12 protein-coding genes are annotated in these 14986 nt (G+C 40.7%); 8 read left to right on the top strand and 4 right to left on the bottom strand.

Annotated elements, in window-relative coordinates:
- Positions 1–29 precede the first annotated feature (29 nt).
- Both BLV53_RS17315 and BLV53_RS07530 read left to right on the top strand, forming a co-directional pair.
- A complete protein-coding gene (locus BLV53_RS17315; RefSeq protein WP_170830786.1) occupies positions 30–1337 on the top strand; it encodes a glycoside hydrolase family 25 protein in 1308 nt (435 codons plus the stop codon).
- A gap of 15 nt (positions 1338–1352) precedes the next feature.
- Positions 1353–2894 carry a 2-hydroxyacyl-CoA dehydratase family protein gene (locus BLV53_RS07530; protein WP_090299374.1) on the top strand — a complete coding sequence of 514 codons (1542 nt, stop codon included), beginning with the start codon at positions 1353–1355 and terminating at the stop codon, positions 2892–2894.
- Between the two features lie 108 nt (positions 2895–3002).
- On the opposite strand, the gene BLV53_RS07525 is transcribed toward BLV53_RS07530, so the two are convergent.
- The 3 genes from BLV53_RS07525 to BLV53_RS07515 all read right to left on the bottom strand — a co-directional run bounded on the left by BLV53_RS07525 (position 3003) and on the right by BLV53_RS07515 (position 6055).
- A complete protein-coding gene (locus tag BLV53_RS07525) occupies positions 3003–3650 on the bottom strand; it encodes a hypothetical protein (protein WP_090299371.1) in 648 nt (215 codons plus the stop codon).
- A 456-nt stretch (positions 3651–4106) separates the two neighbouring features.
- On the bottom strand, positions 4107–5351 hold the full coding sequence (locus tag BLV53_RS07520; RefSeq protein WP_090299368.1) for an ATP-binding protein: 1245 nt from the start codon (positions 5349–5351) through the stop codon (positions 4107–4109).
- Positions 5348–6055, bottom strand: coding sequence for a LytR/AlgR family response regulator transcription factor (locus BLV53_RS07515; RefSeq protein ID WP_090299366.1), 708 nt, complete (start codon positions 6053–6055; stop codon positions 5348–5350). The genes BLV53_RS07520 and BLV53_RS07515 overlap by 4 nt, the downstream gene beginning before the upstream one ends.
- A 199-nt stretch (positions 6056–6254) precedes the next feature.
- Between BLV53_RS07515 and BLV53_RS07510 the strand changes: the two genes are divergently transcribed.
- Positions 6255–9119, top strand: a complete 2865-nt coding sequence (locus BLV53_RS07510) for a beta-glucosidase (protein WP_090299364.1) — start codon at positions 6255–6257, stop codon at positions 9117–9119.
- Between the two features lie 386 nt (positions 9120–9505).
- On the top strand, positions 9506–9628 hold the full coding sequence (locus BLV53_RS17525) for a hypothetical protein (protein WP_278335382.1): 123 nt from the start codon (positions 9506–9508) through the stop codon (positions 9626–9628).
- 142 nt (positions 9629–9770) lie between these two features.
- Here BLV53_RS17525 and BLV53_RS17310 read toward each other — a convergent pair whose 3' ends face one another.
- Positions 9771–10112 (bottom strand): helix-turn-helix domain-containing protein, encoded by a 342-nt coding sequence (locus BLV53_RS17310; RefSeq protein ID WP_242879049.1) that lies wholly within the window; start codon positions 10110–10112, stop codon positions 9771–9773.
- Here BLV53_RS17310 and BLV53_RS07500 point away from each other — a divergent pair.
- The 4 genes from BLV53_RS07500 to BLV53_RS07485 all read left to right on the top strand — a co-directional run bounded on the left by BLV53_RS07500 (position 10102) and on the right by BLV53_RS07485 (position 14975).
- Positions 10102–10320 (top strand): FxLYD domain-containing protein, encoded by a 219-nt coding sequence (locus tag BLV53_RS07500; protein ID WP_139298934.1) that lies wholly within the window; start codon positions 10102–10104, stop codon positions 10318–10320. The two genes, BLV53_RS17310 and BLV53_RS07500, sit on opposite strands and share 11 nt — an antisense overlap.
- 172 nt (positions 10321–10492) lie before the next feature.
- Complete coding sequence (gene clpB, locus BLV53_RS07495) at positions 10493–13084, top strand: ATP-dependent chaperone ClpB (protein WP_090299356.1); 2592 nt, start codon at positions 10493–10495, stop codon at positions 13082–13084.
- An 82-nt stretch (positions 13085–13166) separates the two neighbouring features.
- Positions 13167–14027 carry an L-serine ammonia-lyase, iron-sulfur-dependent, subunit alpha gene (gene sdaAA / locus BLV53_RS07490; RefSeq protein ID WP_090299352.1) on the top strand — a complete coding sequence of 287 codons (861 nt, stop codon included), beginning with the start codon at positions 13167–13169 and terminating at the stop codon, positions 14025–14027.
- Positions 14028–14975, top strand: a complete 948-nt coding sequence (locus BLV53_RS07485) for a P1 family peptidase (RefSeq protein ID WP_090299350.1) — start codon at positions 14028–14030, stop codon at positions 14973–14975.
- The last annotated feature ends 11 nt before the right edge of the window (positions 14976–14986 follow it).

Genomic DNA, 14986 nt, shown 5'->3' with positions numbered 1-14986 from the left:
GAATAAATTGATTTATTTGGAGGATAATTTTGAAAAAGAAGTATGATGATTTGGATTATAGAGAAAAGGTTGCTATAGGAGCAAAGCGTCGAAAGTTTAGAGCTATAAAACGTAGACTATTTATAGGAGGCTCTGTAGTTGGCGTGCTTTTCATAGGCTTTGGTTCTTTTGCTCTGGCGAAAAAACTCACTGAGGAACCAGAGGAACAGGAAGTCGCTGTAGTAGAACAACAGGAGACAGTGGCCCTTGCAGAACCTGAGACTGTAGAGGATGATTTTAGTGATGTAAAGATTGAAGTTGTTATAAATGAACCTGATCCAGAGGAAGAGGCTAAGAAAGCTGAGGAAGAGCAGAAAGCTGAAGAGGCAAGGAAGGCTGAGGAAGCCAAAAAAGCCGAAGAAGCTAAAAAGGCTGAGGAGGCAAAAAAAGCTGAGGAAGCCAAAAAAGCTGAGGAAGCCAAAAAAGCTGAGGAAGCAAAAAAAGCTGAGGAAGCTAAAAAGGCCGAGGAACTAAAAAAAGCCGAAGAAGCCAAAAAGATTGAGGAGGCTAAAAAAGCCGAGGAAGAAAAGAAAGCTGAAGAAGCCAAAAAAGAGGAAGAAGCAAAGAAGGCTGAAGAGGCAAAATTATTAGAGGAACAAAAGCTGAAGGAAGAGGAAGCCAAAAAAGCAGAAGAGGCTAAAGCAGCAGAAGCTAATCAGGCAGACGATAACTTAAAAAAAGTAATAGATGTTTCAGTTTTTCAAGGCTCTATTGATTGGGCTCAGGTGGCAGCGTCTGGTGTAGATTGCGCCATGATTCGAGTGGGAATCAGAAAATCTACAACAGGTGAAATCCTTGCAGATGCAAATGCGAAATATAATATGCAGGAAGCTGCTAAAAACGGCTTAAAGGTTGGTGTATATTTCTTCTCCACAGCATGTAATCAGGATGAAGCAATAGAAGAGGCTAATTGGGTGGCAGATTATATTTCAGGATATTCTATTTCTATGCCCGTTGCTTTCAACTGTGAAAATTATGAAAAAGCCAGCAGTCGTCAATTTAATCTTACCAAAGATGAGCGTAGTAACATTGCTATGGCATTCTTAGGACAGGTGCAAAGCAGGGGCTATACTCCTATGTTTTATGCAAATCGCTATGAAATGTTGAACGATTCAAAATGGAATGTTTCCCAGATTCAGCAGAGCTATATGGTTTGGATGGCTTGGTATAGCAAGGATTTATCTACACTGGCTACCGGTCCAAATTACAGTGGAAAATGCTCTATGTGGCAGTACACAGACAAAGCTACAGTACCAGGAGTTGGCAAAGGTGTAGACATGTCTGTAGCATACTTTTAGACAGGAGCATAAGTAATGGGAAAAGCATTTGGAAGTGAGCCACTGGGTAGTACAATCTATTCAGGAAAACGCCCTCGTAGACGCCGGGAATGGAGAGGGCTAAAGGATACCTGGTATGATTACACCAGATGGCTTTACTACTTATTTATATTGGGCAAATTCATGATGAAGCCAAACAATTTTAAGGGCTTCTTTAGATATAGATGGATGAGCAATTATCTGGCAGTTCCGGATTTTATGGACAGGCACACGGAAGGCCTCAGAGGTACGGCGCTTCGTCTGGCCCATGAGGGTATCGGTCTAATTATTATCGACATGACTATTTCTCTGACAGATATGTTCAGGGCTGATCCAGCTATAGGCAATGACACTGAGCTTTCTAAAAAAATGGTTATCTTCGATGAAAATATGATGAGCACTTTGATGGGAGGATTTCCTAATCTTAAGTGGGTGAGCTATGAGGTACCTGCTATCTACACCAGTTCATTTATGTGCCAAGAGGGTGTAATGCACTATGTGGATAAGACCCACGAATTTGGTGTACCAAATGATGTGTGTCCTATGCCGGCAGCCGAGCTGGGAGCAGCTTTAGAGGATGATTTTCCTCATATTGGAGCATGTGCTGTTCAGTGTAACACCACCTGCGATGGTTCATTGATGGGCGGTGGACTTATGGCTCGTAGCATGAATATTCCTACATTTCAGCTATACGCACCTATCCGTCATCGTCAGGAAAGCGTGCAGCAGTATGCAGCAGATGAGGTATACAACGCTATCAAATTTATCGAGGAACACACTGGTGAAAAGTTTGATTGGAATTATTTCTTTGATAATATGGATAGATTTAATAAAGAAACCAAAGAGTTTCTTGAGTGGCTTGAAATCAATAAATCGCCATATCCTCAGCTGCTTGGAGCAACACTTGGATTTTACAGATATGGAGAATACATGGCAGCAGGGGGCCGAAGCCCAATCTTTTTAACCACAAGTCAAAAGATTACAGCCATGGCCACAAAGGCATTTAAGAACAAAGAAATGGCCTGCAAGGAATATCGTCATCGTGCAATTCTGTGGGGAGTTCAGGCTGCCTACTATACCGCATTTCCGAATTGGCTCATGAACTGCTGGGGAATAGTTCCTATAAACGATATGCTCTGTTGTGTTTCCACCGAAATGGTCAGCACCACAGACAAACAACAGGCACTTTTGGACTTGGGATATCTTTATGAAAACATGATTATGAGAAGTCGCTCCAATGGCGGCTATGAAACTGGTGTTGAAGATCTGTTTAGATTCTGTGAGCAGATGAATGCCGACATGGTAATCATGTATGTGCACATAGGCTGCAAGGCCATGTCAGGCTACACAGGATTATTTGAACAAGAAGCTAGAAAGCGTGGGCTCCACTGGATTTGGGTTAATCACAACCTGATGGTACCGCTAGATGGCACTCGACGTGATATGCGCACAGAAGTAAATCGTTACATGCGCACAATCCTAAAAGAAGAACCAGTGGACCCAAGCCTGGAAGACTTCGACGATAGTCTTTGTTGGTAAAAGAAGACGGGAGGGCCCCTTTAGGGAGTTGCCCGTCTTCTACAACCCAGCCCCATTGCCGGAGGCAATCATAATGGCTGGGTTTTCCCGCTACAGACGGGAGGGCCCTTACACTCCAAACAATACTTTATGGTATAGTTCTTCAGTGGCCACCTTGCCAATCCTTTTTGTAAATACATCTGTGGAAGGACCACCATTTTCCAGAAGTCCATTTACATATCTTAAAGACAAAGCTTTCTTGGTATTAGAGTCAGTAACGTTATTGGCTGTAGTATCGAGAAAGTTTTTTAAATGTTCTATTGCTAAATCATCAAATTCTGAGCTAATATCTTTTTTACCCTTAAAAGAAATACTCTGAAGCAATTTTATGTCATCATACCAGTGTTTACCAGCATCTCTTTTTGGAAGATGATTATATTTTGATATCAGTGAATCCATACTCTCGAAAGTATTTTTTTCAATCATTGTGTCATACATTTCGACAATCAGTGTATCGTTGCCCATAGCAAGAAATCTGTCATATGAGTATAGTGGCAAATCAAGTTCCAATGGATTGATAATAAGTGTATCCATTTTCATAAGACCGAAAAGTCCCTTGGCCCTCATTATTGAAACATGACCGAGCCCCTCGACCTTGAAGGCTTTAATATCAAATTTCATGCCCTTTACTTTGAGATTATGATAGGCAGAAGTGTTGATTGGTGTAAGGAAGTAATTTTCTTTTATAATATCCAGTAGTTCATTAAGTTTTATCATTGTTGTTCTCCCTGTGGTTAATAGTTTAATTCGAGTGTTGTGAGACCTGCTTTTCTTTGCATGATGGTGCTTAATAAAAGAAATCTCTACCCAAATGTATTAGTAAATTGTGCTATCCAATTTAAATGTATATTTACCATTCAAATTCAGGTCATGCTCTAGCATATCCAGAGCATCAACCTCATGGCCATTTTTCAATAACTCTCTAAAAATGCTTGCGCCCAAATTACCATAGGCGCCAGCTAGTACTACTTTCTTTTTGCTGAATATCCCAATTAGTTTTATTATGTATGCTGGAAAAACTAGTAAGGAATATCAAGATAGATAAATTATATCATGTAACATATTGGTAATCATTTATAAAACTGTTTCCAAAATGTGTGTATTACTTGGGAAAATCACTTTCTTTGATATACAAAAAGGCCCCTTACAAATAAGGGCCCCTTTAGTAACTGATTACTGTATGTTAATTGGCATCAAAATATTTACATGAAATACATCTTCATCAGCTGAAATAGTAAGATTGCCATTATATTTTTCAGCCAAATACCTAATGCTTTTCAAGCCGTAGCCATGAAGGTGCGGTTGTTCTTTTGTGGATTCTGGCAGCCCATTGTGGAAAGACAGTGTATTATCGTAGTAATTATCGACCAAAATGTGGACAAAGTCATTTCTGCGACGAACTGTGAGGGATATCATTCTTTTTTCATGATTTTCAAGCTTTGAAACAGCCTCAATTGCATTAGAAAGCAGATTTCCAAACATTGCATACACATCTGCTGTATCCATGTATTCCAAAAGCTGACCATCTGCCATGCAGGTAAGCTGTATATCGTTGTTGGCACAGTACAGAGATTTTTCAGTGAGGATAGTGTCTAAAGCGTGATTGTAGGTGGAAATATCTGCATCGAATGTAGACAAAAACTTTTCAGCCTGATGCTTGAAGGAACCTACTTCATCAGCATTTCTTCGAAGAAAATATTTCAGGTCATGGCAGTACATGTTTAAAAGCTCAACATTTTGCAAGGAATCATCATAATGTCTTTTATCGTTGGCGATGATTTGTTCAAGTACTGATTTCTCCATCTCAAGCTGACCTTTTTCAAAAAGACCAAGCTGGAGAAACAGCGCTAAAAGTGAGCAAATAATAGAATAGATAGAAGTGACAAAAATCAAATCATTGTCATTTGTATATCTCATTCTATAGGAGTTCAGGATAGTACAGGAAAACATAGCTATAAGGGAAACGATTGTCAGTTTAATTTGCTTATCCCGTAGCTCAAAGTCCTTTCCAAAATGGCGGGTTATCAGAAGATACTCTAGCGTCAAAATTATGATATAACACAAAATAAAATATATAGGAGTGGAATAGATTCCGTAGAAAAAGCAGCTTGATAGTGTAAGCAACGAGAAGGCCAGATGTTGGATAGAAAGGCTGGCAGTGCTCCAATATAATGCTGAAACTGGATTTAGATTGTAGCAAAAAAGTACAGCAAGGACTATGACTGCAAACTGGATTACATAAGCCAGATTTTCAAATACAAACTTATCCCAGGTAAAATTCATACCAATTAGGATAACTGCAAATAACAGAACCCTAAGTGCAAATAGCGGACGCTTTTCCTGCCATAAAAGCAGAACTCCTATTGATGCAACTAGTTCTATTAAGACTATAAATGGTGAAACATGGAAGGCTATCATAGCTGTCCTCCTAAATAATTAGTAACTTCATTGATAAAGGTTTTCTTTTTTGGACGACTGATTGGCAAAATATTTGGCCCAACCTTTACGTCATTTCCCTCTATACTGATAACATATTTTAAATTAACGAGGTAACTGTTGTTACAACGACGGAAGTTATATGGATACAAAGTAGTTTCTATCTCGCTGATTGTTCCTCTGGTATCAAACACTCCATCCATGGTGTGATAGTAAAGACGATGGGATAGTATTTCCACAAAATAGATTTTATCTGTTGAAAAGGTATGCATCTCGCCCTTTGATACAATCGTTATGTTTTTATTTGCCTGCTGCTTAACCAGGGCAACGACTTTTGGCATCTTCAAGCTGAAAGCAGTCTGTGACAATGGCTTTAGTATGTAGTCCAAAGCATTTACTTCGTAGCCGGCAATAGCATAATGTGCCAGATTGGTCAGGAAGATTAATATCACATTTGAATCAATTTCCCGCAGCTTGTGGGCTGCATCCATTCCGTTCATTCCATCCAATTCGATGTCCATAAAAATAATCTGATATTGATAATTGTATGTTTCTAAAAAACTTTCTGCAGAATTAAAGACAGTGATTTCGTATGGTATCTTCTGCTGATTGAAAAACACATCAGCTATTTCGCAAAAGGCTTTTACGTCATCACTATCATTTTCTACCAGTGCTATATTTAGCATAAGTTCCTCCGTGAAACTACTTGTTGTATCGTATTTGTTATATTCCCGTGGGTCATATTATAGCATATAAAAAGCTTCAAAAAATGGGGATAGGTGACAAAGAAGGTCATTATGATGACAGGATAGGACATTTGATTGAAATGGAAATATGACAGACATAAAATTCAACCATCCAAAGGGAAAGGGAGGAAAAAGTTAAATGTTATCAATTAACATGACGGATGTAATCAATGTACTTAAATTGATTACACCACATCTCATTGCACTAGCAGTAGTCATCGTAGCATTTATTGTTTGCATGATTGTTGCCAGCAAGAAGGAAAAGAAGGCGCGTTTTCTTATAAGAAGACATTCCCTTACAGCATTCCTGCTTGCAATTGTAACTATCGTAAACTTAATTTGCTTTGGACCATTGTCCAACATGATTACACTTGCAACAGGCAAGGGAGCAGTTACAGACAAAACAATTGAAGAAGCCAGAGAGCTTTCAAAGGAAGTTGCAGGAGAGGGTGTTGTCCTTCTTGAAAACAAGGGTGCACTTCCAATGGAATCTGGTAAAAAGCTAAACGTATTTGGATGGTCTTCAACCAATCCATATTACGGTGGTACAGGTTCCGGTGGATTCTCGGCAGATTTTGAGACAACATCGCTTTTAGATGGACTTCATGAAGCAGGCTTTGAGACAAACCAGGAGCTCTCAGATTTCTATACAAGCTACAGAACAGACAGACCGGAAATCGGATTGTTCGGCCAGGACTGGACACTTCCAGAACCAGCACTTTCAACATATCCAAAGGAACTTTTAGAGAATGCAAAAAATTACTCTGACACAGCAGTTATTGTAATTGCAAGAAGCGGTGGCGAGGGCGCTGATCTTCCAAAGGATGTGACAGCGGGGGTTACATACAATGAAAACTCAGAGGATTACAACGACTTCAAGAAAGGTCAGCATATCCTTCAGTTAGATCAGACAGAGCGTGATTTATTTGATGAAGTTTGTGGTACATACGACAACGTAATCGTTGTTTATACAGGAGCAAACACATTTGAGATGAACTTCGTCGATGAGTATCCTAGCATCAAGGGGTTAGTATGGTGCCAGGGCTTAGGACAGGGTGGCTTTCCTGCACTTGGAAGTATTTTAAATGGTGATGTAAATCCATCAGGAAAGACATCAGACACATTCGCGCGACACATCGATCATGCACCTTGGTTCAACAACTTTGGTGATTATGCATTCGATAATGTAGATGAGTTTACCTATGATTCAGGTGATCCAATTCTTGGAGTTTCTGCTCCACACTTTGTAAACTACGTAGAGGGTATCTATGTTGGATATCGTTTCTACGAAACAGCTGCAGTTGAAGGTCTCATCGATTACGATGAAGAAGTTCAGTATCCATTTGGTTACGGCTTATCATACACAACCTTCAAGCAGGAGATGGGAGATTTAAATATAGATGCTGATGGCAATGTTACAGTTGATGTAACAGTTACAAACACAGGTGATGTTGCTGGTAAATCAGCAGTTGAGCTTTATGACACACCACCTTACACAAATGGTGGAATCGAGAAATCAGCAGTAAATCTTGTGGCTTTTGATAAGACAGATGTTTTAGCACCAGGCGAGTCACAGACAGTAACACTTGATTTCACAGAGGAATCACTTGCTTCTTATGATGATAAAAATGAAAAAGCATACGTTCTTGAGGAAGGTGACTACATCATTTCTCTTAGAGAGGATGCTCATACAGTCATCGATGAGAAGATACTTAATTTAGACAATACAGTTGTCTACGGGGAAAACAATAAACGTTCAACAGATGAAGTTGCTGCAACTAATCACTTTGATACTGCTTTAGGCAACGCAACATATCTTTCAAGAGCAGATCATTTTGCAAATTATGAAGAAGCTACAGCAGCTCCTGCAAGCTTTTCTATGACAGATGAAGCTAAAGCAGAATATGTTTGCAATCTTAATTACAATCCAGAGAAGCTTAATGATTCAAATGATGAAATGCCAACAACTGGCGCTGACAATGGCATTAAGCTTGAGGACCTTAGGGGCGCTGAGTATGATGATCCACGTTGGGAAGATTTATTAGATGAACTTACAGTTGATGAAATGTCATCACTGGTAGCATTAGGTGGCTATCAGACACTTGAGGTACCATCAGTAGAAAAGGCAAGAACTACAGACTGTGATGGACCTGCTTCTATTACAAACAACTTTACAGGCAAGTTCTCAATCGGTATGCCTTCATCCGTAACTCTTGCATGTACATTCAATAAGAATCTTGCATTAGAATATGGACGTCTTATGGGCAAAATGTGCGATGAGATGGACGCATCAGGATGGTATGCACCAGCAATCAACACACATCGTGCAGCTCTTGGCGGACGTGAGTTTGAGTATGTGTCTGAGGATGGATTACTATCAGGTACACAGATTTCACAGGAGGTAATCGGTGCAAAGGAATCTGGTGTATACAGCTACATCAAACACTTTGCAATGAATGATCAGGAGACAAACCGTTGGAACATGATTTCAGTTTGGGCTCCAGAGCAGGCAATCCGAGAGATTTATTTAAAGCCATTTGAAATTGCAGTAAAACAGGGTGGTGCACAGGCAGTCATGAGTGCATACAGCTACATCGGACCACACTGGTCAGGTGCTAACGATAGCCTTCTTAACAAAGTACTCCGTGATGAATGGGGATTCCGTGGAATGGTAATTACAGACTACTTCCTTGGAGCAAACTTCATGGATGCTGATGCAGCTATCAGAAATGGTAACGACCTAATGCTCGTAGCATACGAAATGGGTACAAACACCCCTGACGACAAAACAAGTGCCACTGGTATCAAGGCACTTCGCCAGGCATCAAAGAATATAATGTACACAGTTGTAAACAGCCGTGCCTACGAGCCTGAGAACCTTCACACAGGTCTCTATCCATGGCAGATTGCATTCATCATTGTTGATATTATCATAGCAGGATTACTCATCCTTCTTGAGGTTAAGACAATGAAGAAAATAAAAGAGTTAAAGGCTACAGAATAGTTAAATAAAAATGCCTCTCCTGTCTGCAAACGGGAGAGGCTGTGCTCTTAATGAAATGAGCATTTAAAGTAGTTTCAACTCGGTAGCATCCACTTTGGAGTGGGTGCTTTCTTTATATATAATATAACATCACTGACAGGATTCAATGAATTTTTAATTTATAAATTATTGTAAAATTGGTGTAAAAAGTGATGTATTAATTATTGTAGAAATGTACCTATAAAAGTACCTAGAAATAATATATGTTACATTGAAAAATGCAAACGTATGTACTAAAATTAAATGCGCGGTTCATCCGTACAGAAAGTACCCATGACAGGGTGGTGGTCTCCCGAGCCTATATGGTATCCGAGCAATTGGATGCTAACGGAAGGGAGGTGGCGCCAATGAGCGATTATGAAATCTTGATGATTGTGCTAGGTATTATAGCATTGCCATTTATGGTTTGTGATACTCTTTTGACGTTGCTTAACTTTCTCGATAAGAGAAATAATAAGCGAAAAAAATAATGCCTCTCCTGTCGGCAAACGGGAGAGGCGCCTCTCACTGAGAGGTAAATAAATCTCATCTCGGGAGCATCCACTTTGGAGTGGGTGCTTTCTTTATCTATAATATAACATTATTAAAGGTTAGTTTCAATTGATTTTTAATTTACACTTCTTTAAACAAGTCTTCATAACTAACGTCTAGAGCAAGCTTTAGTTTTTCCAATGTGTCAAATTTAATAGATGATGTTTCGTTGTTGTAAATTCTATTAAAATTTTGATAGCTCATTGGTTCCATACGCTTAAACAACCAATATTTTGTATGGTTTTGTTCCTTTAGTATTTCATCAATTCGAAGTTGGAGCATTTTTCTATACCTTCCTACTTTTTCTTCATTAAACAATGATACAAAAAATACTGTAGGCTTTATAGAATCGACAAATAAAGAAGATTTTGAAGTAATAACAGAACCAGAAACACAGAGGGATTCTTTGGGAGTGGTTTCCATTAAAGGCTCTCTGAAAAATACAACAGGAAGAGATTTAACATACGCTCAAATCACATTTGCACTATATGATGACGATGGAGCACAAATTGGAACAGCTGTAGCAAATATTAATAATCTTGAAAAAGATGGTATTTGGAAATATTCGGCCACTCCTATGACAATGGAGTCTTGGTCGCAGTATAAGTTGACTGATATTGATTGTTTTTAGACATAACATATAGTAATTTAGGGATATTTAATTTAAGGATATAAAATCTAAAATATTTATAAATTATTAGCACTCTCTCTTGTAGAGTGCTAATTTTTGTGCTAGAACATAATTAGTAAATCGAAATGCTTGTTTAAAGGGAGAAAACCCCTGGGATTTAGGAGGTGAGTTTATGAACATCCAGAAATTTACACAGAAATCAATCGAAGCCATAAATGGCTGTGAAAAGATAGCGATGGAGTATGGCAATCAGGAACTGGAGCAGGAGCATTTGCTGATGGCGTTGATGCGTCAGGAGAATGGGCTGATTCCTTCGTTGATTAGCAAGATGAATATCGATACTACACAATTCGTAAATGCGATAGATGCAGCCCTAAACGCCAGAGTAAAGGTACAGGGTGGAGAACTTCGTGTTGGCCAGCATCTGAATTATGTCCTTACCTATGCTGAGGATGAGGCCAAAGCCATGCGAGACAGCTATGTATCTGTTGAGCATCTGATGCTTGCCATGATTAAAAAGCCTAGCACTCCAATTAAAAACATCTTTAAGACCTTTGGTATAACAAGAGATTCATTCCTGTCAGTGCTTGCTACAGTGCGTGGCAACCAAACCGTAAATACGGATAATCCAGAGGCTACCTATGACACTTTAGAAAAATATGGTTATGACCTAGTGGAAAGAGCCCGTGATAATAAGCTTGATCCTGTTATAGGCAGAGATGAGGAAATCAGAAACGTCATCAGAATTCTTAGCCGAAAGACGAAAAATAACCCAGTGCTTATCGGTGAGCCTGGTGTTGGTAAAACAGCAGTAGTAGAGGGCTTGGCTCAGCGTATTGTCAGAGGTGATGTGCCTGATGCGCTTAAAAATAAAAAGGTATTCTCACTTGAAATCGGTTCTATGATTGCCGGTGCAAAATATCAGGGTGAGTTTGAGGAAAGATTAAAAGCTGTCCTTGATGAAATCAAAAATTCTGATGGCGAAATCATCCTGTTTATAGATGAGCTTCACACTATTATCGGTGCTGGTAAAAATGGCAGCGGTGGTCTTGATGCAGGAAATATGCTAAAGCCTATGCTTGCCCGTGGCGAGCTACACTGTATTGGTGCCACTACATTGGATGAGTACCGTGAATACATCGAAAAGGATGCTGCATTAGAGCGTCGTTTCCAGCCAGTTATGGTGGATGAGCCTACAGTGGAAGATACCATTTCAATCCTTAGAGGCCTGAAGGAACGCTATGAGGTATTCCACGGCGTAAAGATCACAGATGGTGCGCTGGTTTCAGCAGCAACACTTTCTAATAGATATATATCAGATAGATTCCTTCCAGATAAGGCCATTGACCTGGTGGATGAGGCATGTGCTCTTATCAAAACAGAGCTGGATTCAATGCCAGCCGAGCTTGATGAAATGAACAGGCGTGTAATGCAGCTTGAAATTGAAGAGGCAGCCCTTAAAAAGGAAACAGATAAGCTTTCTCAGGATCGTCTTGCGGATTTGCAGAAGGAGCTCTCAGAGCTCAGAGATGAGTACAACGGCAAAAAAGCTGCATGGGACAATGAGAAAAAGCTTGTTGAGGATGTGGCAAAAGTAAAGGAAGAACTTGAGGATGTTCAGGGCCAGATAAAGATTGCCCAGCAGAAATATGACCTTGAAGAAGCAGCCAAGCTTCAGTATGGACGTCTTCCAGAACTCCAGGCAAAGCTTGATGAAGCAGAGGCAAGGCTGAAGGACAGAGACGCAAATCTGGTTCATGAAAATGTATCAGAGGAAGAGATTGCCCGCATTATCTCCAGATGGACAGGCATTCCAGTTGCCAAACTTAATGAAACAGAGCGCAGCAAGACACTTCATCTTGACGAGGAATTGCACAAGCGAGTAATGGGTCAGGACGATGCAGTAAAGCTTGTATCTGAGGCAATCATCCGTTCAAAGGCCGGCATAAAGGATCCTAGCAAACCAATCGGTTCATTCCTATTCTTAGGACCTACCGGTGTAGGTAAGACTGAGCTTGCAAAGACCTTGGCTCAGGCACTGTTCGATGATGAAAATGCAATGGTTCGACTTGATATGTCCGAATACATGGAGAAATTTAGCGTGAGCCGACTCATAGGAGCACCTCCAGGATATGTAGGATATGATGAAGGCGGTCAGCTTACAGAGGCAGTACGTCGTAAGCCATATTCGGTAGTGCTTTTTGATGAGGTGGAAAAGGCTCATCCTGATGTATTCAATGTTTTACTTCAGGTGCTTGATGATGGCCGAATCACCGATTCTCAAGGACGCACAGTGGATTTCAAAAACACAATCATTATCATGACCTCAAACCTTGGTTCACAATATCTGCTTGAAGGTATTGATGAAACAACCGGCGAGATCACCCAGGCGACAAATGATATGGTAATGAATGAGCTTAGAAATTCCTTCCGCCCAGAGTTTTTGAACAGACTTGATGAAATCATCATGTTCAAGCCATTGACTAAAAACAACATCGGTGGAATCGTTGATCTTATCCTTAAAGAGCTTAACGAAAGACTTGCAGACAGACAGCTTACAATAAAGCTCACAGATGCAGCAAAGACATTTGTCATCGACCAGGGCTATGATCCTGTATACGGCGCCCGCCCACTTCGCCGATACATTCAGAAAAATGTAGAGACAATGGCTGCAAAGATTATCCTTGGTGGGGACATCCACGAAGGTAGTGTCATAACAATTGATAGTGACGGTGCACAGCTTACAGCAAGCTGCGGTCAGTAAAATGAAAATACGGCTTCTTGATATAGTATTTAGGATTATGTATTATTAATTCTAGAAATAATAATAATCAAGAGGCCGTTTTATGTTTGAATCAATTGAAGAATTATGCAAAATTGAAGAAGAGTCCGGTACACCGTTTTGGAAGCTGGTGCAGCAGGACGATTGTAAGGAGCGTGCCATAGAAAAGGACGCTTCTTTTGATTTGATGAAAAAGATGTACACCGCTATGAAGGAGTCTGCTTTGGAGTATGACAGCAGCATGAAAAGCAATAGCGGACTTGTTGGCGGGGAAGCTGGAAAGCTTAGAAAATATCTGAACGAAGGACAGCCTCTTGTAGGTGATTTTACAGGAAGAGTCATGGAGCTTGCACTTCGAGTGGCAGAAGGAAATGCCTGTATGAAGCGAATAGTTGCAGCACCAACTGCCGGCTCATGTGGTGTGGTTCCAGCTGTTTTCATAGCCACTCAGGAAAAGTTGGGGCTATCTGATGACAAAATGACCGAGGCCTTGTATGTGGCAGCAGGAGTAGGGGCAGTAATAGCAAGCCGTGCATCCTTGGCAGGTGCTGAAGGTGGCTGTCAGGCAGAGATTGGAGCAGCCAGCTCAATGGCAGCAGCAGGTCTTGTATATCTAAAAGGTGGTAATGGAAGAGACAGTGCCAATGCAGCAGCCCTTGCACTTAAAAATCTTTTGGGCCTGGCCTGTGACCCTGTGGCAGGACTTGTGGAAGTGCCTTGTGTAAAACGAAATGTGTGTGGAGCCATGAATGCAGTCACATCTGCAGAGCTTACCATGGCAGGTATCGAAAGCAGGATTCCTGCTGATGAGGTTTTTGATGCAATGAATTCCATTGGAAAAAGTATGAGCCCGGACATTAAAGAAACTGGAAATGGTGGTGTAGCTGCTACACCTACTGGTGAAAGGATAAAGGGGGAGATTTAAATGTTTGAAAACATTTTAAATGAAATTCGTATATGCGATATTGGGAATGTAAAGATAGGTCAGGTCGAGGATGATGATGCTAAAACAGGTGTCACTGTAATCATCGCTCCTGAGGGGGCACCTACGGGGCTTGATATCAGAGGTGGCGGTCCAGCCAGCAGAGAATCAGGTCTTATGGACCCACTTGCAGCAGCAGAGGTAGTTCATGCTGTGGTTTTAGGTGGCGGCTCAGCCTTTGGTCTTGATGCAGCAGGCGGTGTTATGAAATATCTTGCTGAGCATGATATCGGTTTTCCGGTAGGACCTGTCAGAGTTCCCCTTGTATGTCAGTCTGATATTTTTGATTTGCTTATAGGTAAAAGTGATGTGTACCCTGATAAAAAGATGGGCTATGAAGCAGCAGCTAAAGCCTTTGAAGATGAATCAGGAAACTATCGGGATGGAGCCTATGGCTGTGGCTGTGGTGCCACTGTAGGAAAGGTGCTTGGTGGAGACAGATGTACTAAAACAGGACTTGGAAGCTACGCAGTTCAGCTTGGTGATTTAAAGGTTGGCGCCATAGTGTGTACCAATGCCTTAGGTGATATTTATGATTACCAGACAGGAAAAAGAATAGCTGGTGTTCTAAATGAAGATGGCACTGAGCTTAATGAACAATCCTGCGAGGAGCTGATGCTTGGAATGTATGCTGCTGAACAGCCGGATTTTACAGCCAACACAACCATTGGTATTATCCTTACCAATGCAAAGCTTGATAAGACTAAATTATGTAAGGTGGCAGGCATGGCTCACGATGGGTATGCCAGATGTATCCGACCAATCCACACATCAATGGATGGAGACAGCATCTATGCCATGTCATTAGGTGACGTTGTTGCAAATACAGATGTGGTAGGTACACTTGCAAACCACGTTATGTGTGAAGCGATAAAAAGAAGCGTCCTTTAATTAGGAGAGAT

It is taken from the genome of Pseudobutyrivibrio sp. ACV-2 (assembly GCF_900107545.1).
Taxonomy (GTDB): Bacteria; Bacillota; Clostridia; order Lachnospirales; family Lachnospiraceae; genus Pseudobutyrivibrio.
Note: the sequence above shows the minus strand (reverse complement) of the source record. Positions and strands in the feature narration are given on the sequence as shown.

Coding starts and splice junctions, on each gene's coding strand:
- BLV53_RS07530 (WP_090299374.1), top strand. CDS start 1,353: ATGGGAAAAGCATTTGGAAGTGAGCCACTGGGTAGTACAATCTATTCA.
- BLV53_RS07525 (WP_090299371.1), bottom strand. CDS start 3,650: ATGATAAAACTTAATGAACTACTGGATATTATAAAAGAAAATTACTTC.
- BLV53_RS07520 (WP_090299368.1), bottom strand. CDS start 5,351: ATGATAGCCTTCCATGTTTCACCATTTATAGTCTTAATAGAACTAGTT.
- BLV53_RS07515 (WP_090299366.1), bottom strand. CDS start 6,055: ATGCTAAATATAGCACTGGTAGAAAATGATAGTGATGACGTAAAAGCC.
- BLV53_RS07510 (WP_090299364.1), top strand. CDS start 6,255: ATGTTATCAATTAACATGACGGATGTAATCAATGTACTTAAATTGATT.
- BLV53_RS17525 (WP_278335382.1), top strand. CDS start 9,506: ATGAGCGATTATGAAATCTTGATGATTGTGCTAGGTATTATAGCATTG.
- BLV53_RS17310 (WP_242879049.1), bottom strand. CDS start 10,112: ATGGAAACCACTCCCAAAGAATCCCTCTGTGTTTCTGGTTCTGTTATT.
- clpB (WP_090299356.1), top strand. CDS start 10,493: ATGAACATCCAGAAATTTACACAGAAATCAATCGAAGCCATAAATGGC.
- sdaAA (WP_090299352.1), top strand. CDS start 13,167: ATGTTTGAATCAATTGAAGAATTATGCAAAATTGAAGAAGAGTCCGGT.
- BLV53_RS07485 (WP_090299350.1), top strand. CDS start 14,028: ATGTTTGAAAACATTTTAAATGAAATTCGTATATGCGATATTGGGAAT.